The sequence below is a fragment of the Lysobacter sp. TAB13 genome (assembly GCF_052113885.1).
Lineage (GTDB): Bacteria > Pseudomonadota > Gammaproteobacteria > Xanthomonadales > Xanthomonadaceae > Lysobacter > Lysobacter gummosus.
This window is the reverse complement of sequence record NZ_JBFRDR010000005.1, coordinates 150,945-177,077: the sequence shown is the minus strand read 5'-3', so window position 1 is coordinate 177,077 and position 26,133 is coordinate 150,945. Positions and strand designations below refer to the sequence as shown.

The window sequence follows — 26,133 nt, the reverse complement described above, 5'->3', positions numbered from 1 at the left end:
TCGGTCATGGAAACGGCCCGCTTGCGGGCCGTTTTTGTGTCTGGGGTCTTGGGATTGGAGCGGCCGATTGGGTCGGAGTCGCACGGGCCGTAGGCAGGACAGATTAGGCAACGAGGGCGCTGTGACTCCCTCTCCCGCTTGCGGGAGAGGGCTGGGGTGAGGGAATGAGCGCCGCAGGCGCGAATGCTCCCGCTTGGATTTCCGCGATTGCTCGCGCTCGCGCCCGCAAGCAACGCAGGGGGCTTCACAACGAAAGCAGTCGGGCCGCAGGGCTTCAGGCCGAACGCTTTCGTCCGTCGCTGCGGTTACCCACCCGGCGGCGGCCGAACGCTGCCGTTGTCTTCCTGCAGATGCTTCTTGAACGGAATATCCGGCGGCGGACGGGCTTCGGCCGGCTGGTCGTTGAGGTTGGGATCGTTGATGCCGCAACCGCCGCCGGCCATCAGCAGCACCACCGAGCACTGGATGCGCTTGGTCGTGCCCGGGATCGGGATCATCACCGTCTGCACGCTGCGCCGCACCCACTCGGCCAGCAGGGTTTCGTTCGGACGCCAGTACTTGTCCAGGCTGGTCGGTTCGTAATCGGTGGGCTTGCGCCGCAGCCAGGTGCCGGCGCGATCGAGATCCTTGATCTCTTCGGTGATCGTGCCCGGCGGCTTACCCGGCGAGGCCGAACCCGGCGCATCGGCCAGGCGCAGGCTGCCGTCGCTGTTGTACAGGCCCGGCGTGTCGCCGCGCTGCGCGCCCGGACGGTTGCGGGCCGAATCGCCCCAATCGTCGCCGCGCTTGGGCGCCGACCAGGTGCCCGGCGCCGGGGTCGGCTTGGGCCCGGCGCCGGCGGTCGCCGCCGGCGGGCGCGAAGGCGCAGCCGGCGCGGCGCTGGCGGCGCTGCTGGGACTGGGCGCGGTGGTGCTGGCCGGGGCCGCGGATGTTGCCGGCGTCGGCGCCGAAGTCGTGGCCGTCGCGCTCGGTGCGGTCGCGGGTGCGGTCGCGGGTGTGGCCGCCGGCGCCGGAGCCGGCGTCGCGGCCGGCGCGGGCGGCGCAGGGATCGATGGCGTCGGAATCTCGGCCACGCGCACTTGCGGCGTGGCGCTGCGCAGTTGCGGGGTTTCGATCGGCCGCGTCGGCAACTCGCGCACCTGCAGTTGCGGCAGCGGCGCCGGCACTTCGCGCACGGCGATCTCGCGCGGCTTGGCCGCGACGGTCGGCAATGCGATGTCGCGCTGCTGCACTTCCAGCGTCGGCGGCTGCACTGGTGCGGGCACGTCGACCGTGTGCACCGGCTGGGCGGCCGACTCGATCTGCGGCACCCGCAGGGTTTCCTCCACGCGCTTGCGCGTCGGCGGCAGCACGAAGATCTGCGGGGAATCGGGCACGTCCTTGCTCACCATCACCGGCTGTTCGACGGTGGGCGGCGGAATCTGCGGCTCGGGCACGTCGCGCTGCGGCACGTCGGGCAACTGCGCCTGCAGTTCCGGCGTCGGCGGCGTGCTGACCTCGACCTGCGGCGGCGGCACCGCGGCCTGCGCGGTTTGTTGCTGCGGTTGCGGCGTGGGCTGCGGCGCCGGTTCGGTCTGCGGCTGATCGCTGGGTTGCTGCTGACCGCCGCCGGGTTCCTTCGGCGTGCCTTCGCCGATGTATTCGACCATGGTGACGGTCTCGCCCTGCGGCGGCGGCCGGGTGGCGAAATACTGCAGATACATCAGCCACACCAGCAATCCGCCGAACAGCAGATGCCACAGCAGCGACACCACGCCCGCGGCCCAGCGCAGGCCGCGCTCCTCGCGCGCCGGCGGCTGCCATTGCTGGCGCCACAGGGTCGCGAAGGCTTGCCAGCGATTGAGCGACTCTACCCGCCGCGGCGGCTGCGCCAAGGGCCGCTGCGCCAGCGCGGCGACCATCGCATCGCAGGTCGCGCCGGTGACTTCGCCGGGCTGCGGACGCAGCGAATCCAGCCACGACTGCCAGCCCGGCGGAAACTGCCCGGGCGGAGGCGATTCGCGCCGAAGCGAAAGCCGCAGCTTGCGCTGCAGGGCTTCGATGATCGATGCGGCGGTGGGCATAGGCTGCGCCGCGCCGGGGTCAGGCCGCGGTGTCGCGCGGCATGTACGGCGCGTGGCCGGTGTCGTGGTCGGTCGCGTCGCGTACCGCGGTCACCCCGGGCACCTTGCTCATCAACGTGGTCTCGATGCCCTGCTTGAGGGTCACATCGGCCATGCCGCAGCCGTGGCAGCCGCCGCCGAAGCGCAGCACCACCACGCCGTCGGCGGTGACTTCCTGCACCGAGACGTTGCCGCGATGCTGGGCCAGTTGCGGATTGATCTCGTGCTCGACCAGCCAATGCACGCGCTCGACCAGCGAGGCCGACTCGGCCGGCACTTCGCCCTTGATCTTGGGCGCGCGGATCTGCAACTGGCCGCCGGTGGCCTTGTTCTCGTAATCGATCTCGGCGCCGTCCAGGTACTTCACGCTGTCGGCGTGCAGCCACAGAGTGAAGCCGTCGCAATCCACCGCCCACTCGTCGCCGGCCAGATCGGCCGGCTCGGCGAACTCCAGACGCACGTCGGCGCGCGCCGTGCCCGCGTGAACGGCCGACAGGCGAACGCCCAGGCCCGGCAGGGCCTCGCGCTCGATCAGCTTGCGGAAATGGGTCTGGGCGGATTCGGAAATATTGATCATCGGGCTATTCTAGCGGGGTCGGTGCGGCCTGATGCCGTGCACGCATCCTACGACCGTCGGCGATACGATTCCGTTCATATGGTGTCGCGCCGGCGCAAACGCAACGCCGCGGCGCCCGCGCCAGGCCGCCAGGAGTCTTCCGCATGAACGACCTCATCCCCCTGCCCCAGGCCCACTGCACGCCCCTGCGCGGCAGCGAGCACCGCCTGAGCGAAGCGCGCGTGCGCGAGCTGCTGCCGGAAGTGCCCGGCTGGGAGCTGGCCGAGGACGGCCACGCCCTCACCAAGACCTTCCGCTTCGACAACTACTACCGGACCATGGCGTTCGTGAATGCACTGGCCTTCATGGCCCATCGCGAGGATCATCATCCCGACCTCGGCGTCCACTACGACCGCTGCGTGGTGCGCTATTCCACTCACGATGTCGGTGGCCTGAGCGAAAACGACTTCATCTGCGCGGCCAAGGCCGAAGCTCTGACAGGTTGATCACCCCATGAACGCAACTGCTCGCCGCATGTTCGACACCGTTTCGCCGCGCCTGGCTCCGGCGCTGGCCGCCGGCCTGATCGCGGCGCTGATCGCCGGCTGCGGTCAGCGCGCTCCCGAGGAAGCGGTGATCCCGTCCACGCCGCTGCGCGCGGTGGACACGCCGCCGCCGCAATACCCGCCGGAAATCGGTTGCGACCAGATCGGCGGCAAGGTGGTGCTGCAGCTGACCGTCGGCGTGGAAGGCAAGCCGACCCGGGTCAACGTGCTCACCAGCAGCCAGACCAAGGCGCTGGACGATGCCGCGATCAAGGGCGTGCAGAGCTGGCGTTTCGAAGCGGCCACGCGCAACGGCAAGCCGGTCGCCACCGATATCCAGGTGCCGGTGACCTTCCACGCGCCGCCGTCGCGGCCGGAGCATTGCGGACAGGTGCCCAGCGGCCTGTAAGCGGGCGGCACGGCGCTGGACAGCGGCATGGATCAGCGACGGCTCGCCGCGCTCGTGCGCTGGGAGGACATCGGGCTGGGGCAGTTCGAATTGCACGTGCCGATGTTCGATCGGCCGGTGGACTTCGTCCTGTTTCCCGCCGACGGCGCGGAATCGGTCGTCACTGAGGCCATGGCCCGCACTGTCGAGGACGTGTTGCGGCTGGAGGCGGCGGCGCTGGCGATAATCGAATCGCTGCTGTGGGAGGAATGCCTGTTTTCCTTCCAGGTCGCCGACTACGGCGTAGATGTCGAACCCGGCGAAACCTCGCTGCAGGCGCACCTGCGCGAGTTCGGCGTGGCCTCCCCGCAAGACGCCTGGCGCAAGGCCCGGCTCACCGAGATCCACATCAGCGACGGCCACGCCGCGCGCTTCGCCCAGATCAAGTTCGACACCGTCGCCAACAACCTCATCGGCGTCATCGTCAAGGACGGCCGGATCGTGGACTACGACGACGACGGCACCCACCTGGGCTGGTTCGAAGGCGACGAGCGCCACGCTCACAAGCGCCGGCAGAAAACCCTGAAATGATCCGCCGCCGGGCGGCTTAGCCCAGGCGGTCGAGCACCTCGATCAACTCCGGCGCCAGCGGCGCGTTGAGCAGGTACGGCTCGCGGCCGCCGTCGAGCGCGAACTCCAGCGTCGATGCATGCAGGAACAGGCGGCGCAGGCCGGCCTGGTCGCGCAGGCGCTTGTTGGCCTCGGCCTCGCCGTATTTGTCGTCGCCCGCGACCGGATGGCCGATATGCTGGGCATGCACGCGAATCTGATGCGTGCGGCCGGTTTCGATCCGCACCTCGCAATACGATTGCCCGCCGCGCCGCTCCAGCACCTTGAAGTGGCTCAGCGAGGGCTTGCCGTCGCGATGGACCTGGACATGGCGCTCGCCGCCCTGGCGCAGGCCGATGTGCAGCGGCGCGTCCACGCTCATGACGCCGTCGGGCATGCGCCCGGTCAGCAGCGCCAGATAGCGCTTGGCGATGCCGCCGTCCTCGCGCATCAAGGCCTGCATCTCGGTCAGCGCCGAACGCTTCTTGGCCACGATCAACAGCCCCGAGGTGTCGCGGTCGAGCCGGTGCACCAGTTCCAGGGTGTGGCCGGGTCGCGAGGCGCGCAGGGTCTCGATCGCGCCGAAGCTGATCCCGCTGCCGCCGTGGCTGGCTACCCCGGAGGGCTTGTTCAGGGCGAGCAGGCGCGCGTCCTCGAACACGATCGCCGCGTCCAGCGCGTCCATGAAACCCTTCGGCGGCATCGGCTTGTCGCCCGGCTCGCTGAGACGGACGGGCGGAATGCGCACCTCGTCGCCGGCCTCGAGCTTGCGCTCGGCCTTGGCCCGGCCCCCGTTCACGCGCACCTGGCCGGAACGCACCAGCTTGTAGATCAAGGACCTGGGCGCACCTTTGAGTTGGCCGAGCAGGAAATTATCGAGCCGCTGTCCATCGCGGTCATCGGGCACGCGCACGGTACGAGCACCGGCATTAGCAGAGTTTGCTGACTGGGTCATCCCGAAGCGTTATCTGTTACACTCGCGACGCGAGATAAGGTTTTGATTTCGCAGGGAGTTGTACCAGCCATTACGCCTGACAAGCGTGCGGCCCGGTACGGGGCCGAAAGCCCCTCTCGCGATTCCGGTCCGCGTCTAACCACTGCCCACGGGGTAGCCATGTTAGCAGCGACGGACCGGCGGAACCGGCCTTCGCCCGATGGGTCAAACCATCGCGATGAACAAAAGTTGTGCGGCGCCAGGGCCTGACGCTCGATTGAGCCGGTCCAAACCGCCGCCCCGCCCCGTGCGACGTTCGCGTCGCCGGCCCGAAAGTTTTAATAGGTAAGAAGCGCTCCCGCGGCGTGCCGTGGTGATGTAGCGCTGGTAGTGGAGGCCTCGCCGGCGCGCGGGCGGCCCGCATTCGTTGCGGCCGACGATCGCGACGGAGGCGCCTGTGTTCCCAGATTGCGAAACGCCATGGCGTTCCGCGCGGTAGAGCGCGCGAGGAACGCAACAATGAAGCGCATGCTGATCAACGCGACGCAGGCGGAAGAACTGCGGGTCGCCATCGTCGACGGCCAGAACCTGTACGACATCGACATCGAACAGCCGTCCAAGGAACAAAAGAAGTCCAACATCTACAAAGGCCGCATCACCCGGCTGGAGCCCTCGCTCGAGGCCGCTTTCGTCGAATACGGCGCCGAACGCCACGGCTTCCTGCCGCTGAAGGAAATCTCCCGCGACTATTTCCAGCCCGGCGTGGACCACAACAAGGCCGGCCTGCGCGAGTTGTTGCGCGAGGGCCAGGAGATCGTGGTCCAGGTCGATAAGGAAGAACGCGGCAACAAGGGCGCCGCCCTGACCAGCTTCATCTCGCTGGCCGGCCGCTACATGGTGCTGATGCCCAACTCGCCCACCGCCGGCGGCGTCTCGCGCCGGATCGAGGGCGACGACCGCGCCGCCCTCAAGGAGGCGATGGACAAGCTCACCATCCCCGACGACATGGGCGTGATCATCCGCACCGCCGGCGTCGGCCGCGACGCCGAAGAGCTGCAGTGGGACCTGGACTACCTGCTGAGCATCTGGAAGGCCGTCACCGACGAGGCCCTGAAGAAGCCGGCCCCGTTCCTGCTGTACCAGGAATCGCGCCTGATCATCCGCGCCCTGCGCGACTACATGCGCGCCGACATCGGCGAGATCCTGGTCGATACCGACGAGATGTACGCCGAGGCGCGCGAGTTCGTCGAGCAGGTCATGCCGCACAACCTGCGCAAGCTCAAGAAGTACGTAGACGAAACCCCGCTGTTCAACCGCTTCCAGATCGAATCGCAGATCGAGAACGCCTACGAGCGCACCGTGCGCCTGCCCTCCGGCGGCGCGCTGGTGATCGACCAGACCGAAGCGCTGACCGCGATCGACGTCAACTCCGCGCGCGCCACCAAGGGCGGCGACATCGAAGAAACCGCGTTCAACACCAACCTGGAAGCGGCCGAGGAAGTCGCGCGCCAGATGCGCCTGCGCGACCTGGGCGGCCTGGTGGTGATCGACTTCATCGACATGTCGTCCAACCGCCACCAGCGCGAGGTCGAGAACAAGCTGCAGAACGCGCTCAAGCAAGACCGCGCGCGCGTGCAGATCGGGCGCATCTCGCGCTTCGGCCTGCTCGAACTCAGCCGCCAGCGCCTGCGCCCGTCGCTGGGCGAATCCAGCCAGCTGGTGTGCCCGCGTTGCGACGGCCACGGCCGCATGCGCAGCGTCGAATCGCTGTCGCTGTCGATCCTGCGCGTGGCCGAAGAACACGCGATGAAGGAAAACACCGGACAAGTGCTGGTGCAGGCGCCGACCGAGATCGCCAACTTCCTGCTCAACGAAAAGCGCCGCGCGCTGATGGAGATCGAGCAGCGCCACGACTCGCCGATCGTCATCGTCGCCGACGAGCACCTGGAAACCCCGCACTACGAAGTCACCCGGGTGCGCGAGAACGAAATCGGCGAAGAAACCACCAAGCCCAGCTACCAGCGCGGCACCCAGCGCAAGCTGCCGGTGCACGCACTGACCAAGGCGCATCTGAATATTCCGGATGCGCCGGCGGTGACCAACGTCAAACCCACCCAGCCGGCGCCCTTGCGGGAACCGCGCGAAGCGTCCGTGGCGGTGGCTCCTGCCCCGGCACCGGTCGCTGCGCCCGTCGCCGCGCCGACCCACTCGATCGGCCTGGTCGAGCGCATCCTGCGGATCTTCCGCGGCGCGCCGCAGCCGGCCGCGACCACGCCCGAACCCGCCGGCGGCCGTTCCCAGGACGGTCGCAACGGCCGCGGCGAGCGTAACGATCGCGGCAACGGCCAGCGCCGCGGCAACGATCGCAACGAGCGCAACGGCAAGGGCGGACGCGACGGCGCACGCCGCGACGAAGCGCGCCAGGACCGCGAGCCGCAGGCCCGCCGCGACAAGCCGCAGGTGCAGGTGCAGGCCGCCAACGCGCAGAACGGCCAGGCCCAGCCGCCCAAGCAGAAGCAGCCGCAACCGCAGCAGCCCAAGCAGGCGCAGCAGCCCAAGCCGCAGAACGCGCAGCAGAACCCGGCGCCGCAGCCCAAGCCGCAGGGCGAGGAACGCAACGCGCAGGCCAATGCCGGCAACGGCCAGGCGCCGCGCGCGCCGCGTAACGAGCCCAAGCAACCGCGTCAGGATGCAGCGGCCGAAACCGCCGCCGCTGTCGCCGTGCCCGTCGCTGCCGCCGCTGCAGTCGCCGCGCCGCTCGCGACGCCGCCGGTAAGCGACGACACCACGCTCAAGACCGAGGCCGCCGTCGCCGAAACCGCGAACGCCGCCACCGTCGAATCGCGCGAAGGCGATGCTGCACAAGCCGATGGCGCGGGCGAAGGCGGCGGTCGTCGCCGTCGCGGCCGTCGCGGTGGCCGTCGTCGTCGTCGCGGCAACGGTGAAGCCGGCGCCGTGGGCGAAGGTCAGGGTCAGGACGAAAACGGCTTCGACGACGAAGACGACATGGGCGCCGAGCCCGCCGCGGCTCCGGCCGCCGCGCACCGCTCGCAGCCCGAGTTCGACTTCGACGACGACTCCGGCGCCGCTGCGCCGCGCGCGCAGAACGCACCTGCGGCCACGGCCGCAGCCGTGGTCGCGACCGCCGCGAGCAGCACCTTCGTGCCCTCGCGCGAAAGCGCCGCCGACGGCAAGCCCTCGTTCGCGCATTTCGGCGAACACGCGCACGGCGACGCCGAAACGGCGAAGCCGGTGAAGACCGAACGCGCCGTGTTTGCGGCCGAACCGGTCGCGGCCGAGCAAGCGTCGACCGACCATGCCCCGGCCGAACCGGCCGTGGTGGAACCGGCTGCAGTGGAACCGGCTCCGGCCGTGTCCGCCCCGGTCGAATCCGCACCGGCTGCCTCCGCGCAGGCCGAACCGGTTCGCCATGAAACGGCAGCCACGCCGGCCCCGGCCGCCGTCGCCACCTCGTTCACGGCACCGGCCAGCAGTTTCGCCAAGCCCGCGTTGTCGTTCGCCGCCGACGTTCCGGCGGCGACGCCGGCCCAGGCCGCTGCGGAAGCGGTCGAGCACGCCAAGCCGGCCATCGCCGCGGTCAGCAGCGAAGTCGCCGCGCAGCCGCGCGAATCGGCTCCGGCGCAGCCGGAGAAGGTCGAGCCGTCGGCGCGCATCGAGCCGACGGTGGTCGAACCGGTCGTGGTCGAGCCGCCCACCGTGGTCGAAACCACCGTGGTCGAAACCGCGGTGATCGAACCGGTGGTGATCAAGCCGGCGGTGACGCCGCGCGATGAAAACCCGGGTGAGGCTGAAGCCTCCGCCGCGAACGTCGCCACGGCCTCGCCGGCCGTGGAAGCCGCGATCGGCCTGCCGGTCCAGTCGGCGCCGATCGTGGTCGCGCCGATCGAAACCGCTCCGGCGCCGTTCGCGACGCCCGTCGCCAGCGCGCCCACGGCGGAGATCGAACCGATCGCCTCGGAACAGGCCTCGCCGCTGACGCCGCGTACCGGCGGTCTGTTCGACACCCTGCCCCATCCGGCCGCGGTCAATGCCGACGCCGCCAGCGACGCGGCGCAGGACGAGGAAGGCAAGGCCGGCGACGGCGAGCACGACGGCGGTCCGGACGACGGACAGCACGAACGCCGCGCCTGATCCTCGGGCACCGGTCGGTCGCCTCGCGCGACCGATCGCCGGCAATAAAAAAAACCGGTCGCTCACGCGGCCGGTTTCTTTTTGTCCGCATGAAACGCAGCGGCCGATGTTTTGGCGGCGATCAAGCCGCGAACTTACTCGATCAAAGCGAATGCGCCGGGTCGGCCAATCCGTACTGCGCCGCCAGTCGCGCCAGAGCGATGCTGTCGGTGATGGTGAGCTTCTCGAACAGGCGCGTCTTGTGCGTGTTGACGGTCTTCGCGCTCAGGCTCAGCCGCTTGGCGATTTCTTCCTGGCGGAAGCCCTGCACCAGCAGCAGCGCGATTTCCAGCTCGCGCGGCGACAACTCATCGAACGGCGACGCGCCGCCGTCGAGATTGGCCAGGGCCAGGTTCTGCGCGATGTTGCTGGCCAGATAGCGCTTGCCGCGCGCCACGTCGCGGATCGCCCGCAACAGTTCGCTGGCGTCGCCGCCCTTGCCGACATAACCGGACGCACCGGCTTCGAGCAGGCGCTTGGGCATCGGCCCGTCTTCGAGCACCGAAACTATGATCACGCGCGTGCCGTGGTCGCCCTTGACGATGCGCTCGGTCACTTCCAGACCGCTCACGCCGGGCAGGTGCAGGTCGCACAGCACCACATCGGGCTTGAGCTTGCGCACCAGCGGCAAGGCTTCCTCGCCGCTCTCGACATCGCCCAGTACTTCGATATCCGTTTCCGCCGACAGAATCATGCGCATGCCGGTACGCACCAACGCATGGTCGTCCACGATGAATACACGGATGGTCATAACGTCCCCAGAAACACGCTCAGCCCACGCTCGCGAGGCTACGCGGCAGCATAGGGCCGCGCAAGGCATTGATATTTATTGACTCAACGGCGACGCCCCGGGTCCGCATAAACGGCAGATTTGTTCCCGCGAAAAAGCGTGCATCGGCGACGATAGCGATCGCAACTGATGAACTGTGTCACAACTCGGCAATTGCTAGGCTGAGTTGCTACCACAGGCGCGAGCCAATGGTATCCCAGCTGGGCGTCCGCGACCGGATCGCCGGCACGAATGGCCGGAAACCGGTGTTGGCTGTCGTTTTAGCGGTAGCGGCGCCGGGCAGGCACGCCATCGCGGGCCGATCCGGGCCGCGAATCGTGGCCGTCCCCGCAGGCCCGCGGCCGGCATGAATCCCGGCGTACGTCGAGTGCCGAAAACAGCGAGTCGCGGCGGCGCCGGCGTGGCATCCTGCCCGCCTTATCGCACCGAGCCCACCGGCCATGAACCGTCAAACCGACCTCGCCACCCGTTTCCACGCCCTGCACCACGACGGCCTGCTGCTGCTCGCCAACGCCTCCGACGCCGGCAGCGCGCGCCTGATCGAAAGCCTGGGCGCGTCCGCCGTCGCCACCACCAGCGCCGGTGTCGCCTGGTCGCACGGCTATCCCGACGGCGACGTGCTGCCGGTGCGGCGCCTGGTCGCGACCGTGGCCGACATCGCGCGCGCGATCCGGGTGCCGCTCACCGTCGATGCCGAAGGCGGCTATTCCGACGATCCGGCTGCGGTCGCCGAGACCGTGGCCGGGCTGATCGATGTCGGCGCGGTCGGCATCAACCTGGAAGACGGCGGCGCCGATCCGGAGCTGCTGTGCGCGAAGATCGAACACATCAAGCGCGCCAGCGCGCGCCTGGGCGTGGCGCTGTACCTCAACGCGCGCACCGACGTGTATCTGCGCGGCCTGGCGCCGCCGGAACAGCGCGTGGAGGAAACCCTGGCCCGCGCCGCGCGCTATCGCGCCGCCGGCGCCGACGGCCTGTTCGTGCCCGGGCTGACCGATGAAGCCTCGGTACGCACGATCGCCGCCGAGGCCGGCATGCCCTTGAACCTGCTCGCGCGCAGCGCACTGCCGGGCGCCGACGAACTGCAGCGCTGGGGCGTGCGTCGCCTGAGCGCCGGCTCGGACATCGCCCAGTCGATGTACGCGCGCATGGCCGCCTTGGCCGCCGGTTTTCTGCGCGACGGCGACTGCAAGCCGCTCTCGGCCGAGGCGATGACGTATTCGCAGGTCAATGCGTTGTTTCAGGATCGCTGAAGCCGTCGCGGGGTGAGTGCTTCCGCCTGTGGTTTCGCGCAGGCGGAAGCGGCTTTTGCGCGAGCCCGGTCGCTACGAGCCAATAGCAACTAGCCAAACGCTTTCATAGCCACGAAGTCTTTTGTAGGAGGGGCTTCAGCCCCGATGCTTTTCGATCAAGTCGCCAGACTTTTCCACAATCGAGCCATCTGATCGAAAAGCATCGGGGCTGAAGCCCCTCCCACTAGAGCCGCGCGCGCAGCGCATCTATTCCATCGCGATGATGCGATTCACCCGTTAAATTTTCGCCATCCATCCAAGCCAGCGGCTAGCCCGATCCGGCTATTTCGCCGTAACCGCGCGACGCGTAGCTTGCCGGCCAAGCTGGCACGGCGAGCGCAAAACCCCCGCACCGCCGCGCAGCGATCGCACAGCGGTTCAATGGATGGACTAGCGGAGGATTGTCATGAACGATCCGAACACGACGGCGACGGACAGCGCCGAATGGACACTGGCTCAACAGCAATTGTGGCAACGGCTGCGCGACTATCGTTTCGACGAGCCGGACTCGGATGAATTCACTCTGCGCGTCGCCACGCACGCGCAACTCGATATCGCCGACGCGCAGGCCGCGATCGAGGAATACCGGCATTTCTGTTTTCTCGCGATCAGCGCCGGGCACCCGGTCACACCGAGCAAGCTGGTCGATGAGGTGTGGCATGCGCACATCACCGACACCCAGCGTTATCTGAGCTTCTGCCGGCGCACGCTCAAGCGCTGGCTGCATCATGTGCCTTCGCGCGGCGGCGTCTCGGAAGATCGGCGCCATCAGCGCCAGTACGCCGATACCGTGCGCAGCTACGAACGCTATTTCGGCCGGCCACCGCAAAAGTTCTGGCCCGCGCCGCAAATCGAACCAACACCGAAGCCGACACCGGTCATCGGCCGCGCCGCCGCGCGCGAACCCGCGCACGGCCTGTCCTGGATGCTGCGCATGAGCCTGATCGCCGGAGCCGCCTATCTGCTTATCGCTGCCTGTTACGAACAGGGCAATCCGCTGCACTGGCGTGGCCCAGGATTCCTGCTGTGGTACCTCACCCTGATGTTCGCCGCCTACCGGCTCGGCGCCTGGCTGCGGCGGCGCGCGCTGGATCGCGGCGATCGCGGTTCGCGCAAGGCCGACCGATGGGAGCTGGCCTATCTGGCCGGCGGCGCGGAACGCGTCGCCGATACAATCGTCGCCGAACTACTGGAACGCGATGCGGTGACGCTCGAATTCGACCGCGATCGCGCCGACAAGGCACGCCGCACCGGACGGGTGTGGCTGCGACCGCGCGCGTTGTCGCCGCAGGAGCTGGATGCATTGCCGGCGATTCTGCGCGAGGCACTGGATGAGGTCGTGCGCGCGCGCAAGGCGCTGTCCAGCATCCTGCTGGCGTTGCGCGAACGGCATCAGCACATGCACCGGCAGTTGCAGGACTCGGGCCTGACCAACACGCCGGAGCAGCAGCACAAGGCGAAGGCGTACTCGATGGCACCGCTGGCCGCGCTGATATTGCTGGGCCTGATCAAGATCGATATCGGCTTGAGCGATAACCACCCGGTCGGATTCCTGACCGCGCTGACGATACTCACCGTGTTGATCACCCTGACCCGATTGCCGTCCAAGCCGGACGAACTGCTCAGCCATGCCGGCGAGTGGGAACTGTTCCGCGCACGCCAGCGTCAGCGCAGCGAACCCGGCGACGCCATGACCTACGTCGCCCTCGCCGGGCCTATCGCCTTGATCGGCACACCTCTGGCCGACTATCACCAGGTCCGCGTCCCGCACGGAAGCCACGCAGGCGGCGGCGACGGAGCCGGGGGTGGCGGCGATGGCGGTGGAGGCGACGGCGGCGGCGGAGGTTGCGGCGGCGGCTGTGGCGGTTGCGGTGGCGGCGGCGGAGGTTGCGGCGGCGGCTGTGGCGGTTGCGGTGGCTGCGGCGGCGGTTGATGCCGCGTGCCACGGCGACCGAAACCTGCAAATTGCGCCGAGCAATCGCCGTTGCTCCGCGCCCCCAAAATCGATCGACGGGCCCGCGATACAGGCGCGGACCCGTCGTGTCGAGGCTACGGCTTCAGAACGATCCCGCCGTCGGCCGCACGATCACTTCGCTGACGTCCACGTCGGCCGGCTGCTCGATCGCGAAGCCGATCGCGCGCGCGATCGAATCCGGGCCGATGGCGATGCGGCGGAATTCGCGCATGCCCTCGGCCGTGTCCGGGTCGGTGATGGTGTCGGCCAGTTCCGACTCGACCACGCCGGGCGAGATCGTGGTGACGCGGATGTCCTGATGTTCCTGGCGCAGGCCGTCGGAAATCGCCCACACCGCGAACTTGGTCGCGCAGTACACCGCGCCGGTCGGCACGACGTAATGCGCGCCCAGCGAAGCGACGTTGATCACCTGGCCATGGCCCTGCGCCTGCATCGTCGGCAGCACCGCGGCGATGCCGTGCAGCACGCCGCGGATATTAACGTCGATCATGCGGTTCCATTCGTCGAGCTTGAGCGCCTTCAGCGGCGACAGCGGCATCACGCCGGCGTTGTTGACCAACACGTCGATGACGCCGAACTCGTCCTGCGCATAACGCACGAAGGCGGCGAAATCCTCCGCATCGGTCACGTCCAGGGCGCGGTAGCGCAGCGTAGCGCCGGCGGCGGCAAGGGTTTCGCTCAGGGCCTGCAGTCGATCGGTGCGGCGCGCGCCGATCACGACCTTCGCGCCGCGCTCGGCGAGCAGCCGCGCGGTCGCCTCGCCGATGCCGCTGCTGGCGCCGGTGATCAGTACAGTCTTGCCTTGCACGTTGGGGTGGGTGCTCATTTCGAAATCCTTGGCTTGGGGGCGGACGCGGGTGGTCCGGCTTGGTCGCCACTGTGCGGATGGCGACCGCGGCCGCGGTAGAACGATCGCGGCCGGTTCTTGCACGATCCTCCATGACCCGGTTCCAGCCCTTGCCGCGGCCGCCGCGCGGACGGATCATCGCGGCCATCCCCACCCCGCCGAATCCCAGGAAAAACCTCGGGTTTCGGCCTATTCGACAGGCATCGCGCGATGGAAGCGGTAGAACGGCTGGCTCAGGCGATTGATCGAAACTCCGGCATCGACGGTCTGCATCCGACTGCCTTGCCGCGGGTGCAACTGATCCGTTCCAGCCGCCGCGTCGATGCGATCCACGAGTTGCATCGCCCGGCGGTGTGCATCGTCGCCCAGGGCTGCAAGCGGGTGATGCTCGGCGACCGCATCTTCGAATACGACCGCCGCCGCTATCTGGTGGTGTCGGTGGACGTGCCGATCCTCGGCCAGATCGCCCAGGCCAGCGAGGACGAACCCTATCTGTGCCTACGCCTGGACCTGGACCCGGCGGTGCTGAGCGCGCTGTGGCTGGAATCGGGCCTGCCCGAACCGACCGACAGCGCGCCGGGGCCCAGCCTCATGCTCAGCGATGCGACGCCGGATCTGCTCGACGCCGCGGTACGCCTGCTGGCCCTGCTCGACCAGCCCGACGACATTCCGATGCTGGCGCCACTGATCGAGCGCGAAATCCTGTACCGGCTGATCAAGGGCGAACAGGCCACGCGCCTGCGCGAGATCGCCCACGGCGAAAGCCGGCTGCGCCACGTCACCCGCGCCATCGACTGGATCAAGCGCAACTACCGCGAACCCTTCGACATGAGGCAACTGGCCGCGCACGCCAGCATGAGCGCCTCGGCGCTGCACGCGCACTTCAAGTCGGTGACGCGCATGAGCCCGCTGCAATACCAGAAGCAACTGCGCCTGCAGCAGGCGCGTGGACTGATGCTGGGCGAGGCGATGGACGCGGCCAGCGCCGGACACGCGGTCGGTTACGACAGCCCGTCGCAGTTCAGCCGCGAATACAGCCGATTGTTCGGCGCACCGCCGCTGCGCGACGTGGCCCGCCTGCGCGAATTGCCGCCCAGCTTCCAGGGTTCCGCGGCGAGCACCGCCGCCGGCTTCACGCAGAACTGAGCCGCGCCGCCGCTCAAGCCTGCGCGCGCAGCCACACCAGCAGCGCGGCCGCTGGCGAGCCTTCGCTTATCGCCTGCGGCGAAAGCAGGTGATAGCCGCTGCCGTCGGCGGCAAACCCCTGCGGCGCGACCAGCACGCCGGCCTCGATATCGTCGCGCACCAATTGCCACGGCCCGATCGCGACGCCCACGCCCGCCGCCGCGGCCTGCAGGCTGAAGTAGAAATGTTCGAACGCCTGCGTCTGCGCGGCCGGTACGCGCCGTCGCGCCGCGCGCGCCCAATCGGCCCAGGCGCCGGGCCGGGTCGCGCTGTGCAGCAACACCGCCGATTCGTCCCACTGCGCGCGCCTGCCCTCGCCGCGCAGATGCCGCGCGCGATAGGCCGGACTGCACACCGGGCCGACCCGTTCTTCGAACAGCAACTGCGCGTGCACGCGCCGGCCCCAATCGAAATCGTTGCGGCGGATCGCCAGATCGATCTCGCCGAACCCGACCGGGCCGCCGCCGGCGACCAACTGCAGGCCGATCCCCGGATGCACGGACTGGAACGCCGGCAAGCGCGGAATCAGCCAGCGCATCAGCAAGGTCGGCTCGCACGACAGCACCAGCGCAGGTTTGCGCGGCGGCTCGCGCAGTTCGCGCACCGTGGCGGCGAGTACGTCGAAGGCCGCGGCGGTGGCATCGCGCAGGCGCTCGCCGGCCGCGGTCAGGAACACGCGCTGGCTGCGGCGCTGGAACAATTCGACCGCGAGCGCGTCCTCGATCGAACGCACCGCGCGGCTGACCGCGCCGTGAGTCAGATGCAGTTCCTGCGCGGCGCGGGTGAAGCTGCCCAGGCGCGCGGCGGCCTCGAAACAGCGCAGCGCGCCCAGCGGCGGCAGCTCGCCGCGCCGGTAGCGTGAGTTTTCCTCACCAAGCTTGTGATCATTCATGGTTTGCGGCCTCGATCCATCGCCTCTAATTTAGCCTTATCCCCGAACTTTGGCGCAGCACCCGATGCAGGAATTGATAGCGGTAGTCACCATCACCGTACTGGCGGTGATCAGCCCCGGGCCGGATTTCGCGATGGTCTCGCGCAACAGCCTGCTGCTGTCGCGCCGCGCCGGCGTGCTGACCGCGCTCGGCATCGGCCTTGGGGTGTGGGTGCATGTGGCCTACACCCTGCTCGGAGTCGGGCTGGTGATCCAGCAATCGCTGCGCCTGTATGCGGCGCTGAAGATTCTCGGCGCGCTGTACCTGATTTACCTGGGCGTGAAGATGCTGCGCTCGCGCGCCGAACCGGCACCGGCCGTGGGCCTGCCCGCCGAGCCGCCGCCGGCGATCTCCGACGCCGCCGCGCTGCGCACCGGTTTTCTGACCAACGCGCTCAATCCCAAGTGCACGGTGTTCGTGGTCAGCCTGTTCCTGCAGGTAGTGCAACCGGCGACGCCGCTGGCACAGCGGATCGGCTACGGCGCCTTCGTCAGCGCCACCCACGTGCTGTGGTTCGCCCTGGTCGCGCTGCTGTTCTCGCATGGCGCGGTCCGCGCCGGACTGCTGCGCTGGCGGCACGGGATCGATCGCGCCTTCGGCGCGCTGCTGATCGGTTTCGGCGGTTTATTGGCCGGATCGGCCTTGCGGCGATAACCCGGGCCGGTGATCCGGTACTGCATCGCCGACTGCGCTCACGTCGGGTCGGCCGAACGCGCGGCCTCGGCGCGAAATTGCTTCAGCGCCGCGCTGTCGGCCTTGAGTTGGGCGAGCATCTTGCAAAACAGCCGCCCCTGCTCAATCGCATCATCCAGGGCGATGTGGGTATGCGGATCGTCGGAAAACCAATGTCGCGGCATCGCGCGCTTACTGGTATCTCGATACGGCAGATCGAGCACGGCCATCGCCAAGGTCTTCATGTCCAACGCGGAATGACTGAACGGACTCTCGCCAGTGAAGCGGATCAGGTACCAGTAGACGAAGCTGAAATCAAAGCCGGCCGGATAGGCGACGAACACCGGCTTGCCCGGCAGGTCCTTGAGCCAAGCCAGGTACTGCGTCATCACGTCCGACGGTGACCGGGCATCGACCCGCGCCGCATCCCAGGCCTGCGGTTGCTCGGCCCACCAGGCCAGCGTTTTCGGATCGCCCGCGGCGCCTTCCAGCTCAAGCAGGTTGGCCGAGAACGTCGCGATCAGTTCGCCGTCGGCGGTAAACGCCGCCGACCCCAGACTCAGCATCGAATTCGCCGCCGGAATCGGCCCGTCGGATTCGATATCCGTGGATACGTAGATTTCCTTCGCCATGAACGTTGTATCCCTGCAAGCGGAACGATCGCGGCTGTCGAAATGCGACGCCGCACAGGATTATGCCTGCGCCTCGGCGTTGATCGGGCATGTCGGCCGCCGGGTCCGACTTGATCCGGCCGCGACCGCAGCCATCCGCAAGTGCAGCGCCGCCACCCTCGGCCGGGCTTTGTATCCGAATGTATCCAACCGCCGCATTAGTGCGTTTGGCTGACAAATCCCCGCCTGCGCCGACACCCTGACGATACCGCGACGCCCCGAAATAGCCCCATCCCAACCGGGCCGGCCTTTCAGGAGCGAACCATGCGGTATCTGCCTTCCACCCTCTCCTCCCTCACCCCGCGCATCGATGCGGTGGGCCGCTGGCTCGCGCCGACCGGTCTGCGCGTGCTGCTGGCTTGGGAGTTCTTCGAAGCCGGCCGCGAGAAGTGGCTGGGCCAGAACTGGTTCGCCGATCTGGGCGACAAGTTTCCGCTGCCGTTCTCGCTGCTCGGTGCCGATGTGAACTGGACCCTGGCCACCTGGCTGGAACTGAGCGCCAGCATCGCCCTGCTGTTCGGACTGGGCACGCGCTACGCCGCCTTCGCGCTGTGGGTGCTGATCGTGGTCGCCATCTACGCCGTGCATTGGCCCAGCGATTGGTCGAGTCTGAGCGAGCTGTGGCAGGGCTACGCGATCAGCGACCAGGGCCACGGCAACTACAAGCTGCCGCTGCTGTATCTGGCGATGTTGCTGCCGCTGATCCTCAACGGCGGCGGCCGCCTCAGCCTCGACCATCTGCTGAGCGCCGCGCGAACCGCCGGCGCGAACAGCGGCTTCGATCGTCAGGCCTGGGGCGTAACCGCACTGGCCTTCGGCTTGCCGCTGAGCCTGCTGCTGCCGTGGCTCGGCGGCGCGATGGCCGCCGCCGGCGTCGCCCTGATCGCGTTCAAGCCCGGCCGCGCTGCCAATTCGGGCGCGATGACGAATGCCTTCGCCGCGGTTCGCTGAGCCGCCGCCGTCCACCGCATCGCGCGGCCGCAACCGCCGCTGCACCGACTCTCTTCCCCTCGCCGCGCATGCGGCGCCCACCCCTGCGGCATCGCCGCGATCTTCGGAGAAACACCATGTCACGTAACGATTCGACCACCCGCGCCTCGACCCGCAACCACAGCCTCGGCCTGATCGGCGTCGCCCTGGCCGGCGGCATGTTCCTGAGCGGTTCGGCCTTCGCCGTGCAGCCGCTGGCCCAGGGGTATCTCGCCTCGGCCGGCCACGCCGCCAAGGCCGGCGAAGGCAAGTGCGGTGAAGGCAAATGCGGCGAAGAGAGCTTCGCCAAGACCGACACCAATCACGACCAGAAGGTCTCGCGCGAAGAATTCATCGCCGCCGCGCCCAAGCGCGCCGCCGAGTTCGACCGGATCGACACCGACAAGAACGGCAGCATTTCCCTGCCCGAAGCCCTGAAGTCGGTCGAAGCCGCGCGCAAGGCGGCCGGCAAGTCGGTGGGCGAAGGCAAGTGCGGCGAGGGCAAGTGCGGCGGTCAGGCCTGACCGTCTTGCGCCCCTTCCTATCCCTCCCCGGGAAGGGGCGCCTTTTTCTTCCATGCGAGATGCCGCGATGAACGACTTCCACGCTTCCACCCACGCCGGTCTCGGCCTGCGCCGCGGCCTGTTGCCCGAACTGCTGACGATGGATCAGGGCGCGGTGGATTTCCTCGAATGCGCGCCCGACAACTGGATCGGCGTCGGCGGCCGCTTCGGCGAAGCGCTGGCGCAGTTGTCCGCGCGCTTCCCGCTGAGCTGCCACGGTTTGTCGCTCTCGCTCGGCGGCACGCAGCCGCTGGATACGGTGTTGTTGACCCGCACTCGCGAATTTCTCGATCGCCACAAAGTGAGCCTGTACAGCGAGCACCTGAGCTACTGCAGCGACGACGGCCATCTCTACGACCTGATGCCGATCCCGTTCACCGACGAAGCCATCCATCACGTCGCCGGCCGCATCCGCCAGGCGCAGGATCTGCTGGGCCGGCGTATCGCGGTGGAGAACGTTTCCTACTACGCCGCGCCGTATCAGGCGCTGAGCGAAATCGACTTCATCGGTGCGGTGCTGGCCGAAGCCGATTGCGATCTGCTGCTGGACGTCAACAATCTTTTCGTCAACGCCTGCAATCACGGCTACGACGCCGGCCAATTCCTGGCGCGGCTGCCGGCGCAACGCATCGCCTCGATGCACATCGCCGGGCATTACGACGAAGCCGAGGATCTGAAGGTCGATACCCACGGCGCGCCGGTCAAGGGCGATGTGTGGTCCCTGCTCGAACAGGCCTACGCGCGTTTCGGCGTGCGCCCGACCCTGCTGGAGCGCGATTTCAATTTCCCGCCGCTGAGCGAACTGCTGGCCGAAACCGATCGCATCCGCGCGATGCAGGCCGCGGCGATGAGCGTGGCCGACACCCGTGAGGCCGGCCATGACTGAGCGTCTGCGCGAACAGCAATACACCCTCGCCCGCCATCTGCGCGATCCGGCCCGGCATGCGCCGCCGCCGGGCATCGAAGCGCGCCGCCTGCAGGTCTATCGCGAGTTGTTCTTCGGTTCGATCGAATCCCTGCTCGCCGGCAGCTTCCCGGTGATCCGCCAGACCCTGGACGAAACCCGCTGGCGCGCGCTGGTGCGAGCGTTCTACGCCGACCACCGCAGCCAGACGCCGTTGTTCACCCGCATCGCCGCCGAGTTCGTCGCCTTCGTGCAGCGCTACGAGACCTTGCGCGATGACGCGCCATGGCTGGCGGAACTGGCGCATTACGAGTGGGTGGAGATCGATCTGCAACTCAGCGATACACCCGCGCCGGCGCATCGCGCCGATGGCGAACTGCTCGACGCGATTCCGCTGCTGTCGCCGCAGGCGCTCGCGCTGGGCTATCGCTGGCCGGTGAACCTGATCGGCCCGCATCTGCAACCGCGCACGCCTCCGCAGCTGCCAACCTTGCTGCTGGTGCATCGCGACGCCGCGCACGACGTGCAGTTCGCGCAGATCGCGCCGCTGACTTATCGGTTGCTGCAGTCGCTGCACAACCATCGCTGGTCCGGCCGCCGCCACCTGCGCGCGCTCGCGGACGAAACCGGCGGCGATGCCGATGCCGACGAACTGCAGACGCAGGGGCTGGCCTTGCTGGAACGGCTTCGCGAGCAAGGGATCGTGCTCGGCACCGCCGCGGACGATGCGCCGCCGCCCTCTTCCACTTCGATCCGGAGCGATCCATGAACCTGCAACCCACGACGCCGCTGACCAGCGGTTGGAAGTTGTTCGGCGTGATCGCCGCGCTGATCCTGGCCATGTCCGCCGCCATCTTGTGGGCGCATGCAGATCCGGTCGAAGGCGTGCGCAGCCTCATCCGCGCCACGGCCCGGACCTCGTTCGCCTTGTTCCTGATCGCCTTCACCGCCTCGGCCTTCGTCGCCCTGGTGCCGGCGCCGTGGTCGAAAGCCATGCTGCGCGAACGCCGCTACATCGGTCTGGCCTTCGCGTTCTCGCATCTGGTGCATGCCATCGCGATCTACAGCTACGGCCGGCTTGCGCCGGAGTTCTGGCCCGGCCGCACCGGTTTCGCGAATGTTCCCGGCTCGGTCGGTTACCTCTTCATCGTGTTGATGACCGTCACCTCGTTCAAACCGGTGGCGCGCCGCCTCAGCGCGGTTGCCTGGAAGCGTCTGCACACCACCGGCATGTGGGTGATCGCGGCGGTGTTCGCGTCCTCGTATTTCAAGCGCATCCCGATGGATTCGGCCTATGCGATCCCGTTCGGGATTTTGCTGGCGGCGATCGCGATCCGCCAGGTCGGCAAGATCGCGCAAGCCAACAAACGCCGCCAGGCCGCAACGCGCGGCGGCGTTCAGTACCCAACCGAAGCTGCGTAGCAACTCACGTCACTCAACCCAGAAGTTGACCGTGATCCTGCCGGGCCTGGACGACGCGCGGAAGCACCAGCTGGTCGAAGCCGCGCATCAGACCTGCCCGTACTCGCATGTCACCCGTGGCAACGTCGATGTCGAGTTCGAGACCGTCTGAACTCAACGCCGGCACCGCGTGCGCACGCCGCGCACGCGGGCTTGTGTAAGCCAATGTAACCGCGCCGCGCACGACAGCTTCGCTTACAAAACCCGGCCGCCGCGAAACACCGCCGATACGCCGCGCCGCTGCAATAGCCGCTCACTCCCAACGAGATTCCCCCATGTTCCGCACCGTACTGTTCAGCGCCCTGGCTTGTGCATCGTTGTTCTCCACCACCAGCGCCGCCGCGGAAAAAAGCGATGCGAATGCGCCCGCGACCGTGGTCCTGGTCCACGGCGCCTTCGCCGACGGCGCCAGCTGGAACAAGGTCATCGCCATCCTGAATTCCTGGGGCGTGCCGTCGATCGCGGTGCACAGCCCGCTGACCTCGTTGCAGGACGACGTCGATGCGACCCGTCGCGCGATCAAATCCGCGCCGGGCAAGGTGGTGCTGGTCGGCCACTCCTGGGGCGGCACCGTCATCACCCAGGCCGGCGCCGATGCGCAGGTCAGCGCGCTGGTCTACGTCGCCGCGTTCGCCCCCGATGTCGGCCAGAACAGCGCCGATCAAGGCCGCGATTTCCCGATTCCGCCCGGACTGAGCAGCCTGCAGAACCGCGACGGATTCCTGTGGCTCAGCCAGGCCGGCGTCGCGCGCGATTTCGCCCCCGACCTCAAGCCGCGCGAGTCGCGCCTGTTGTTCAGCACCCAGGCGCCGATCAAGGCCAGCGCGTTCGGCGAAGCGGTCACCCAAGCCGCGTGGCGGACCAAGCCGAGCTGGTACGTGATCGCGCGCAACGACCGCATGATCGCGCCGCAACTGCAGGCCGCCACCGCGCAGCGCATCCACGCGCAGGTGAGTTCGGCCAGTTCCAGCCATGTCGCGCCGCTGTCGCAACCGCGCGAGGTGGCGTTCGCGATTCTCGAAGCGGCCGGCGTCAAGACGCAAGACAGCGTGCAAGAGGGAGGCTGAGCCATGTTCGCGCACGGCATCGCCGAATACGCCCTGGCCGGTGTCGCCGGCCTGGCCACCATCGCCTCGCCCTGCATCCTGCCGGTGCTGCCGATCGTGCTGGCCACCACCTCCGGACGCAGCCGCGCCGAACCGATGTGGATCATCGCCGGCTTCACCGCCAGCTTCGCCGCCGGCGGCATCGCCATCGGGGCCTTGTCGGCGTTCTCCGGCGAACTGCAATACGGCATTCGCAACGCCGCCATCGTGCTACTGCTGTTGGCCGGACTGGCCTGCTGGTGGTCGGCGCCGTTCGACTGGCTCGCCGCGCAGGTTCAACAGCGGCTGTCCAGTCGCGCCGCGCGGACCTCGACGCAAACCGCGCCGCGCACCGGCAAGGGTGGCGCGCTGCTGGTCGGCGCCTCGCTCGGACTGGTCTGGACGCCTTGCGCCGGGCCGATCCTGGCCTCGGTGCTGGCCCTGGCCGCCTCGGCGCAGGCGCCGGCCAAGGCCACCGCCCTGCTCGGCCTTTACGCGCTGGGCGCCGGCGTGCCGCTGTTGGCCATCGCCTACGGCGGCCACTGGGTGTCGTCGCGCCTGGCGTTCTTCAACCGCCATGCGCTGCCGATCCGCCGCGCCTTCGGCGCCATCGCCGTCGCGGTCGCGGTGCTGCAACTGCTGCAGTACGACGTCGCCTTCTCGGCCTGGGCCACGCAATGGCTTCCCGCTGTTTCCACCGGACTTTGACTCCACGAAGGAATTCACCATGAACAAGACCCTGAGCCTGCTCAAACCCATCTTCTGCGCGCTGTGTCTGTGCGTCGCCGCCGGCGCCTGCACGCCCGGCGCCCACGCCGAACCGGTGCACGGCACCCAGACCCTGCCCGCGCCCAAGGCGCCGGAGTTCGAAGGCATCGACCGCTGGATCAACAGCCCGCCGCTGACCATGGCCGGTTTGCGCGGCAAGGTCGTTCTGGTCGAGTTCTGGACTTACTCGTGCATCAACTGCATCCACGTCATGCCCTACATGAAGCAGTGGCACCAGCGCTATCAGCCCGCCGGCCTGACCGTGATCGGCGTGCATACGCCGGAATACGGTTACGAGAAGATCGCGCGTAACGTGGATGCGGCGGTGAAGCGCTTCGGCATCGAGTACCCGGTCGCGCAGGACAACGCCTTCGCCACCTGGAACGCCTACCACAACCGCTATTGGCCGGCGCTGTACCTGATCGATCGCGACGGCCACGTGGTCTACGAGCACTTCGGCGAAGGCGGCTACGCCCAGACCGAGGCCAAGATCCAGCAATTGCTGCAGGCGCGCTGAGCCGGCGCAGCAGCAGCGCAGGCGCCGCGGCGTCTGCGCTTGCTGGGGCATAATCGCGAACAGGCCGAGTCCGGGCCTGGCGTCCTCTTCACCGGCGGGATTTGCGCATGAAACAGCTCGATCACATCCTGATCGTCGATGACGATCGCGACATCCGCGAAATGGTCGCCGACTATCTGCAGAAGAACGGCCTGCGCACCACCGCGGCCGCCGACGGCCGGGAAATGCGCGCGGTGCTCGACACCCACGCGGTCGATCTGATCGTGCTGGATGTGATGATGCCGGGCGAAGACGGCTTGGTGCTGTGCCGCAATCTTCGCGCGAGCAAGCACCGCTCGATCCCGGTGCTGATGCTGACCGCGCGCGACGACGCCACCGACCGCATCATCGGCCTGGAAATGGGCGCGGACGATTACGTGGTCAAGCCGTTCTCGGCGCGCGAGCTGCTGGCGCGCATCAACGCGGTGATCCGCCGCACCCGCATGCTGCCGCCGAACCTGCAGATCAGCGAAGCCAGCCGGCTGATCGCATTCGGGCAGTGGCGACTGGACACCAGCGCGCGCCATCTGCTCGATGAGCAGGACACGGTCATCGCGCTCAGCGGCGCCGAGTTCCGTCTGCTGCGGGTGTTTCTCGATCATCCGCAGCGCGTGCTCAGCCGCGATCAACTGCTGAACCTGACCCAGGGCCGCGACGCGGAGCATTTCGACCGCTCCATCGACCTGCTGGTCAGCCGCCTGCGCCAGCGCCTGCAGGACGGCGCGCGCGAGCAGACCTACATCAAGACCGTGCGCAGCGAGGGCTATGTGTTCTCGATGCCGGTCACCCTGGTCGGCGACGAGGCATGAACGCCGCGGTCGCCAAAGCGCCGTCGAAATGGCTGCCGCGCAGCATCGCCTCGCGGCTGTACCTGATCCTGTTCGCCGGCCTGCTGCTTGCGCATGGGTTGTCGTTCGGCCTGTTGTTCTATGAGCGCTACGTCACCGCCACCTCGATGATGCTCGGCAATCTGGAGCAGGACGTGATCACCTCGGTCGCCGTGCTCGACCGCATTCCCGCCGCCGAACGCGCGGAATTCCTGCCGCACCTCACTCGCCGCACCTACCGTTACGTGCTCAGTGCCGGCGAGCCGGGCAGCGCCGAACTCAGCGAACGCGCGCAGAACATCACCCGCCTGATCGGTTCGGCATTGGGGCCGCGTTATCCGGTGCGCGCCGATACCGTCTCGCGACGCCCGGAGCGTTTCCAGGTTCATCTGACCCTGGGCGACGGCCATCCGCTGACGATCGAAGTCACGCCCTCGACGATGCCGATCGCGCAATGGCTGCCGTACGTACTGGCGATCCAGTTGGGATTGCTGTTGCTGATCACCTGGCTGGCGGTGCGGCTGGCGACGCGGCCGCTGGCGTGGCTGGCCAACGCCGCCGAATCGCTGAGCCCCAGCGGCGGCGGCAAGCCGCTGCGCGAAGGCGGCCCGACCGAAGTGGCCAAGGCGGTGTCGGCGTTCAACGCGATGCAGGACCGCATCGCCGCCTACCTGCGCGAGCGCTTGCAGATTCTCGCGGCGATCTCGCACGATCTGCAGACGCCGATCACGCGCATGAAGCTGCGCACCGAAACCATGGACGAATCGCCGCTGCGCGCCAAGCTGATCGACGATCTCGACGAAATGCAGCATCTGGTGCGCGAAGGTGTCGCCTACGCGCGCAGCGCCCACGGCGCGTCCGAGCCGTCGCTCAAACTGGATCTGGACGCGTTCCTCGACAGCCTGGTGTTCGATTACCAGGACACCGGCAAGGACGTAGTCCTGGCCGGATGCGTCGGCGCGCCGATCTTTACCCGCCCGCACGCGCTGCGCCGGGTGATCGGCAATCTGATCGACAACGCCGTCAAATACGCCGGCGCGGCCGAGGTGGAAGTCGTGCGCGCCGCCGACGGCGGCATCGCCGTCAGCGTGCTCGATCGCGGCCCCGGCATTCCGGAGCCCGAACTCGACGCGGTGCTGCAACCGTTCTATCGCCTGGAGGCCTCGCGCAACCGCGACAGCGGCGGCGCCGGCCTGGGATTGGCCATCGCTCAGCAGCTGACGCTGTCGTTGAACGCGAAGCTGGTCCTGGAAAACCGCGAAGGCGGCGGTTTGCGCGCCACCTTGTCGCTGCCCTCGGCGAAGGCCTGAT

Annotated in this window: 26 protein-coding genes; 19 read left to right on the top strand and 7 right to left on the bottom strand. The window is 68.2% G+C overall.

Translation table 11 applies throughout. The annotated features are described in order from the left end of the window. Positions 1-305 precede the first annotated feature (305 nt). A complete protein-coding gene (locus tag AB4Y92_RS08315; protein WP_441819192.1) occupies positions 306-2,063 on the bottom strand; it encodes a hypothetical protein in 1,758 nt (585 codons plus the stop codon). Positions 2,064-2,082: 19 nt separating this feature from the next. Then, complete coding sequence (locus AB4Y92_RS08310) at positions 2,083-2,679, bottom strand: NfuA family Fe-S biogenesis protein (protein WP_057943257.1); 597 nt, start codon at positions 2,677-2,679, stop codon at positions 2,083-2,085. A gap of 143 nt (positions 2,680-2,822) precedes the next feature. On the opposite strand from AB4Y92_RS08310, the gene AB4Y92_RS08305 reads away from it, so the two are divergent. The 3 genes from AB4Y92_RS08305 to AB4Y92_RS08295 are packed head-to-tail and all read left to right on the top strand — an operon-like array spanning position 2,823 to position 4,182. Next, positions 2,823-3,164, top strand: a complete 342-nt coding sequence (locus tag AB4Y92_RS08305) for a 4a-hydroxytetrahydrobiopterin dehydratase (protein WP_057943258.1) — start codon at positions 2,823-2,825, stop codon at positions 3,162-3,164. A 7-nt stretch (positions 3,165-3,171) separates the two neighbouring features. Then, positions 3,172-3,612, top strand: coding sequence for an energy transducer TonB (locus AB4Y92_RS08300; protein WP_441819191.1), 441 nt, complete (start codon positions 3,172-3,174; stop codon positions 3,610-3,612). Positions 3,613-3,639: 27 nt separating this feature from the next. Further along, positions 3,640-4,182 carry a hypothetical protein gene (locus AB4Y92_RS08295; RefSeq protein ID WP_441819190.1) on the top strand — a complete coding sequence of 181 codons (543 nt, stop codon included), beginning with the start codon at positions 3,640-3,642 and terminating at the stop codon, positions 4,180-4,182. 16 nt (positions 4,183-4,198) lie between these two features. On the opposite strand, the gene AB4Y92_RS08290 is transcribed toward AB4Y92_RS08295, so the two are convergent. After that, a complete protein-coding gene (locus AB4Y92_RS08290) occupies positions 4,199-5,155 on the bottom strand; it encodes an RluA family pseudouridine synthase (protein WP_441819189.1) in 957 nt (318 codons plus the stop codon). A 498-nt stretch (positions 5,156-5,653) separates the two neighbouring features. Here AB4Y92_RS08290 and AB4Y92_RS08285 point away from each other — a divergent pair, with 498 nt between their 5' ends. Further along, positions 5,654-9,286, top strand: a complete 3,633-nt coding sequence (locus AB4Y92_RS08285; RefSeq protein ID WP_441819188.1) for an Rne/Rng family ribonuclease — start codon at positions 5,654-5,656, stop codon at positions 9,284-9,286. Positions 9,287-9,428: 142 nt separating this feature from the next. Here AB4Y92_RS08285 and AB4Y92_RS08280 read toward each other — a convergent pair whose 3' ends face one another. Next, positions 9,429-10,076, bottom strand: a complete 648-nt coding sequence (locus tag AB4Y92_RS08280) for a response regulator (RefSeq protein ID WP_057943263.1) — start codon at positions 10,074-10,076, stop codon at positions 9,429-9,431. A 479-nt stretch (positions 10,077-10,555) separates the two neighbouring features. Between AB4Y92_RS08280 and AB4Y92_RS08275 the strand changes: the two genes are divergently transcribed. Next, positions 10,556-11,368 carry an isocitrate lyase/PEP mutase family protein gene (locus AB4Y92_RS08275; RefSeq protein WP_441819187.1) on the top strand — a complete coding sequence of 271 codons (813 nt, stop codon included), beginning with the start codon at positions 10,556-10,558 and terminating at the stop codon, positions 11,366-11,368. Between the two features lie 445 nt (positions 11,369-11,813). Beyond that, positions 11,814-13,340: a TIGR04222 domain-containing membrane protein gene (locus AB4Y92_RS08270; protein ID WP_441819186.1), complete on the top strand. Its 1,527-nt coding sequence runs from the start codon at positions 11,814-11,816 to the stop codon at positions 13,338-13,340. A gap of 124 nt (positions 13,341-13,464) precedes the next feature. Here AB4Y92_RS08270 and AB4Y92_RS08265 read toward each other — a convergent pair whose 3' ends face one another. Continuing rightward, the gene (locus AB4Y92_RS08265; RefSeq protein ID WP_441819185.1) at positions 13,465-14,208 is read right to left on the bottom strand and encodes an SDR family oxidoreductase; all 744 of its coding nucleotides are present in this window, start codon (positions 14,206-14,208) and stop codon (positions 13,465-13,467) included. A gap of 231 nt (positions 14,209-14,439) precedes the next feature. On the opposite strand from AB4Y92_RS08265, the gene AB4Y92_RS08260 reads away from it, so the two are divergent. Continuing rightward, positions 14,440-15,375: an AraC family transcriptional regulator N-terminal domain-containing protein gene (locus AB4Y92_RS08260; RefSeq protein WP_441819184.1), complete on the top strand. Its 936-nt coding sequence runs from the start codon at positions 14,440-14,442 to the stop codon at positions 15,373-15,375. Between the two features lie 13 nt (positions 15,376-15,388). Here the strand turns inward: AB4Y92_RS08260 and AB4Y92_RS08255 are convergent, their stop codons facing one another. Beyond that, the gene (locus AB4Y92_RS08255) at positions 15,389-16,306 is read right to left on the bottom strand and encodes a LysR substrate-binding domain-containing protein (protein WP_441819183.1); all 918 of its coding nucleotides are present in this window, start codon (positions 16,304-16,306) and stop codon (positions 15,389-15,391) included. Positions 16,307-16,370: 64 nt separating this feature from the next. On the opposite strand from AB4Y92_RS08255, the gene AB4Y92_RS08250 reads away from it, so the two are divergent. Then, the gene (locus AB4Y92_RS08250) at positions 16,371-17,000 is read left to right on the top strand and encodes a LysE family transporter (RefSeq protein ID WP_441819182.1); all 630 of its coding nucleotides are present in this window, start codon (positions 16,371-16,373) and stop codon (positions 16,998-17,000) included. A 38-nt stretch (positions 17,001-17,038) separates the two neighbouring features. On the opposite strand, the gene AB4Y92_RS08245 is transcribed toward AB4Y92_RS08250, so the two are convergent. Beyond that, positions 17,039-17,650, bottom strand: a complete 612-nt coding sequence (locus AB4Y92_RS08245; protein WP_441819181.1) for a 3'-5' exoribonuclease domain-containing protein — start codon at positions 17,648-17,650, stop codon at positions 17,039-17,041. On the opposite strand from AB4Y92_RS08245, the gene AB4Y92_RS08240 reads away from it, so the two are divergent. From AB4Y92_RS08240 to AB4Y92_RS08190, 11 genes are all read left to right on the top strand, one after another. Beyond that, complete coding sequence (locus tag AB4Y92_RS08240; RefSeq protein ID WP_441819180.1) at positions 17,649-17,864, top strand: hypothetical protein; 216 nt, start codon at positions 17,649-17,651, stop codon at positions 17,862-17,864. The two genes, AB4Y92_RS08245 and AB4Y92_RS08240, sit on opposite strands and share 2 nt — an antisense overlap. An 89-nt stretch (positions 17,865-17,953) precedes the next feature. After that, positions 17,954-18,640: an HvfX family Cu-binding RiPP maturation protein gene (locus AB4Y92_RS08235; protein WP_441819179.1), complete on the top strand. Its 687-nt coding sequence runs from the start codon at positions 17,954-17,956 to the stop codon at positions 18,638-18,640. A gap of 116 nt (positions 18,641-18,756) precedes the next feature. Then, positions 18,757-19,182 carry an HvfA family oxazolone/thioamide-modified RiPP metallophore gene (locus AB4Y92_RS08230; RefSeq protein WP_441819178.1) on the top strand — a complete coding sequence of 142 codons (426 nt, stop codon included), beginning with the start codon at positions 18,757-18,759 and terminating at the stop codon, positions 19,180-19,182. A 67-nt stretch (positions 19,183-19,249) separates the two neighbouring features. Further along, positions 19,250-20,107 carry an HvfB family MNIO-type RiPP peptide maturase gene (locus AB4Y92_RS08225; RefSeq protein WP_441819177.1) on the top strand — a complete coding sequence of 286 codons (858 nt, stop codon included), beginning with the start codon at positions 19,250-19,252 and terminating at the stop codon, positions 20,105-20,107. Beyond that, positions 20,100-20,894, top strand: a complete 795-nt coding sequence (locus AB4Y92_RS08220) for an HvfC family RiPP maturation protein (RefSeq protein WP_441819176.1) — start codon at positions 20,100-20,102, stop codon at positions 20,892-20,894. The genes AB4Y92_RS08225 and AB4Y92_RS08220 overlap by 8 nt, the downstream gene beginning before the upstream one ends. Beyond that, positions 20,891-21,547: a ferric reductase-like transmembrane domain-containing protein gene (locus tag AB4Y92_RS08215; RefSeq protein WP_441819175.1), complete on the top strand. Its 657-nt coding sequence runs from the start codon at positions 20,891-20,893 to the stop codon at positions 21,545-21,547. Before AB4Y92_RS08220 ends, AB4Y92_RS08215 begins: the two co-directional genes overlap by 4 nt. A gap of 314 nt (positions 21,548-21,861) precedes the next feature. Then, the gene (locus tag AB4Y92_RS08210) at positions 21,862-22,653 is read left to right on the top strand and encodes an alpha/beta hydrolase (RefSeq protein ID WP_441819174.1); all 792 of its coding nucleotides are present in this window, start codon (positions 21,862-21,864) and stop codon (positions 22,651-22,653) included. 3 nt (positions 22,654-22,656) lie between these two features. Beyond that, positions 22,657-23,379 (top strand): cytochrome c biogenesis CcdA family protein, encoded by a 723-nt coding sequence (locus tag AB4Y92_RS08205; RefSeq protein WP_441819173.1) that lies wholly within the window; start codon positions 22,657-22,659, stop codon positions 23,377-23,379. Between the two features lie 19 nt (positions 23,380-23,398). Further along, the gene (locus AB4Y92_RS08200; RefSeq protein WP_441819172.1) at positions 23,399-23,956 is read left to right on the top strand and encodes a thioredoxin family protein; all 558 of its coding nucleotides are present in this window, start codon (positions 23,399-23,401) and stop codon (positions 23,954-23,956) included. Positions 23,957-24,063: 107 nt separating this feature from the next. Then, on the top strand, positions 24,064-24,804 hold the full coding sequence (locus AB4Y92_RS08195; RefSeq protein ID WP_215060219.1) for a response regulator: 741 nt from the start codon (positions 24,064-24,066) through the stop codon (positions 24,802-24,804). Then, positions 24,801-26,132 (top strand): ATP-binding protein, encoded by a 1,332-nt coding sequence (locus tag AB4Y92_RS08190; RefSeq protein ID WP_441819171.1) that lies wholly within the window; start codon positions 24,801-24,803, stop codon positions 26,130-26,132. The genes AB4Y92_RS08195 and AB4Y92_RS08190 overlap by 4 nt, the downstream gene beginning before the upstream one ends. The last annotated feature ends 1 nt before the right edge of the window (position 26,133 follow it).

What these genes read in the sequence shown, in the direction of transcription:
- AB4Y92_RS08260 (WP_441819184.1), top strand. Translation starts at nt 14,440, where the DNA reads ATGGAAGCGGTAGAACGGCTGGCTCAGGCGATTGATCGAAACTCCGGC.
- AB4Y92_RS08235 (WP_441819179.1), top strand. Translation starts at nt 17,954, where the DNA reads ATGCGGTATCTGCCTTCCACCCTCTCCTCCCTCACCCCGCGCATCGAT.
- AB4Y92_RS08270 (WP_441819186.1), top strand. Translation starts at nt 11,814, where the DNA reads ATGAACGATCCGAACACGACGGCGACGGACAGCGCCGAATGGACACTG.
- AB4Y92_RS08245 (WP_441819181.1), bottom strand. Translation starts at nt 17,650, where the DNA reads ATGGCGAAGGAAATCTACGTATCCACGGATATCGAATCCGACGGGCCG.
- AB4Y92_RS08275 (WP_441819187.1), top strand. Translation starts at nt 10,556, where the DNA reads ATGAACCGTCAAACCGACCTCGCCACCCGTTTCCACGCCCTGCACCAC.
- AB4Y92_RS08240 (WP_441819180.1), top strand. Translation starts at nt 17,649, where the DNA reads ATGAACGTTGTATCCCTGCAAGCGGAACGATCGCGGCTGTCGAAATGC.
- AB4Y92_RS08190 (WP_441819171.1), top strand. Translation starts at nt 24,801, where the DNA reads ATGAACGCCGCGGTCGCCAAAGCGCCGTCGAAATGGCTGCCGCGCAGC.
- AB4Y92_RS08265 (WP_441819185.1), bottom strand. Translation starts at nt 14,208, where the DNA reads ATGAGCACCCACCCCAACGTGCAAGGCAAGACTGTACTGATCACCGGC.
- AB4Y92_RS08315 (WP_441819192.1), bottom strand. Translation starts at nt 2,063, where the DNA reads ATGCCCACCGCCGCATCGATCATCGAAGCCCTGCAGCGCAAGCTGCGG.
- AB4Y92_RS08195 (WP_215060219.1), top strand. Translation starts at nt 24,064, where the DNA reads ATGAAACAGCTCGATCACATCCTGATCGTCGATGACGATCGCGACATC.
- AB4Y92_RS08250 (WP_441819182.1), top strand. Translation starts at nt 16,371, where the DNA reads ATGCAGGAATTGATAGCGGTAGTCACCATCACCGTACTGGCGGTGATC.
- AB4Y92_RS08295 (WP_441819190.1), top strand. Translation starts at nt 3,640, where the DNA reads ATGGATCAGCGACGGCTCGCCGCGCTCGTGCGCTGGGAGGACATCGGG.
- AB4Y92_RS08205 (WP_441819173.1), top strand. Translation starts at nt 22,657, where the DNA reads ATGTTCGCGCACGGCATCGCCGAATACGCCCTGGCCGGTGTCGCCGGC.
- AB4Y92_RS08305 (WP_057943258.1), top strand. Translation starts at nt 2,823, where the DNA reads ATGAACGACCTCATCCCCCTGCCCCAGGCCCACTGCACGCCCCTGCGC.
- AB4Y92_RS08200 (WP_441819172.1), top strand. Translation starts at nt 23,399, where the DNA reads ATGAACAAGACCCTGAGCCTGCTCAAACCCATCTTCTGCGCGCTGTGT.
- AB4Y92_RS08210 (WP_441819174.1), top strand. Translation starts at nt 21,862, where the DNA reads ATGTTCCGCACCGTACTGTTCAGCGCCCTGGCTTGTGCATCGTTGTTC.
- AB4Y92_RS08280 (WP_057943263.1), bottom strand. Translation starts at nt 10,076, where the DNA reads ATGACCATCCGTGTATTCATCGTGGACGACCATGCGTTGGTGCGTACC.
- AB4Y92_RS08220 (WP_441819176.1), top strand. Translation starts at nt 20,100, where the DNA reads ATGACTGAGCGTCTGCGCGAACAGCAATACACCCTCGCCCGCCATCTG.
- AB4Y92_RS08290 (WP_441819189.1), bottom strand. Translation starts at nt 5,155, where the DNA reads ATGACCCAGTCAGCAAACTCTGCTAATGCCGGTGCTCGTACCGTGCGC.
- AB4Y92_RS08230 (WP_441819178.1), top strand. Translation starts at nt 18,757, where the DNA reads ATGTCACGTAACGATTCGACCACCCGCGCCTCGACCCGCAACCACAGC.
- AB4Y92_RS08310 (WP_057943257.1), bottom strand. Translation starts at nt 2,679, where the DNA reads ATGATCAATATTTCCGAATCCGCCCAGACCCATTTCCGCAAGCTGATC.
- AB4Y92_RS08255 (WP_441819183.1), bottom strand. Translation starts at nt 16,306, where the DNA reads ATGAATGATCACAAGCTTGGTGAGGAAAACTCACGCTACCGGCGCGGC.
- AB4Y92_RS08215 (WP_441819175.1), top strand. Translation starts at nt 20,891, where the DNA reads ATGAACCTGCAACCCACGACGCCGCTGACCAGCGGTTGGAAGTTGTTC.
- AB4Y92_RS08285 (WP_441819188.1), top strand. Translation starts at nt 5,654, where the DNA reads ATGAAGCGCATGCTGATCAACGCGACGCAGGCGGAAGAACTGCGGGTC.
- AB4Y92_RS08300 (WP_441819191.1), top strand. Translation starts at nt 3,172, where the DNA reads ATGAACGCAACTGCTCGCCGCATGTTCGACACCGTTTCGCCGCGCCTG.
- AB4Y92_RS08225 (WP_441819177.1), top strand. Translation starts at nt 19,250, where the DNA reads ATGAACGACTTCCACGCTTCCACCCACGCCGGTCTCGGCCTGCGCCGC.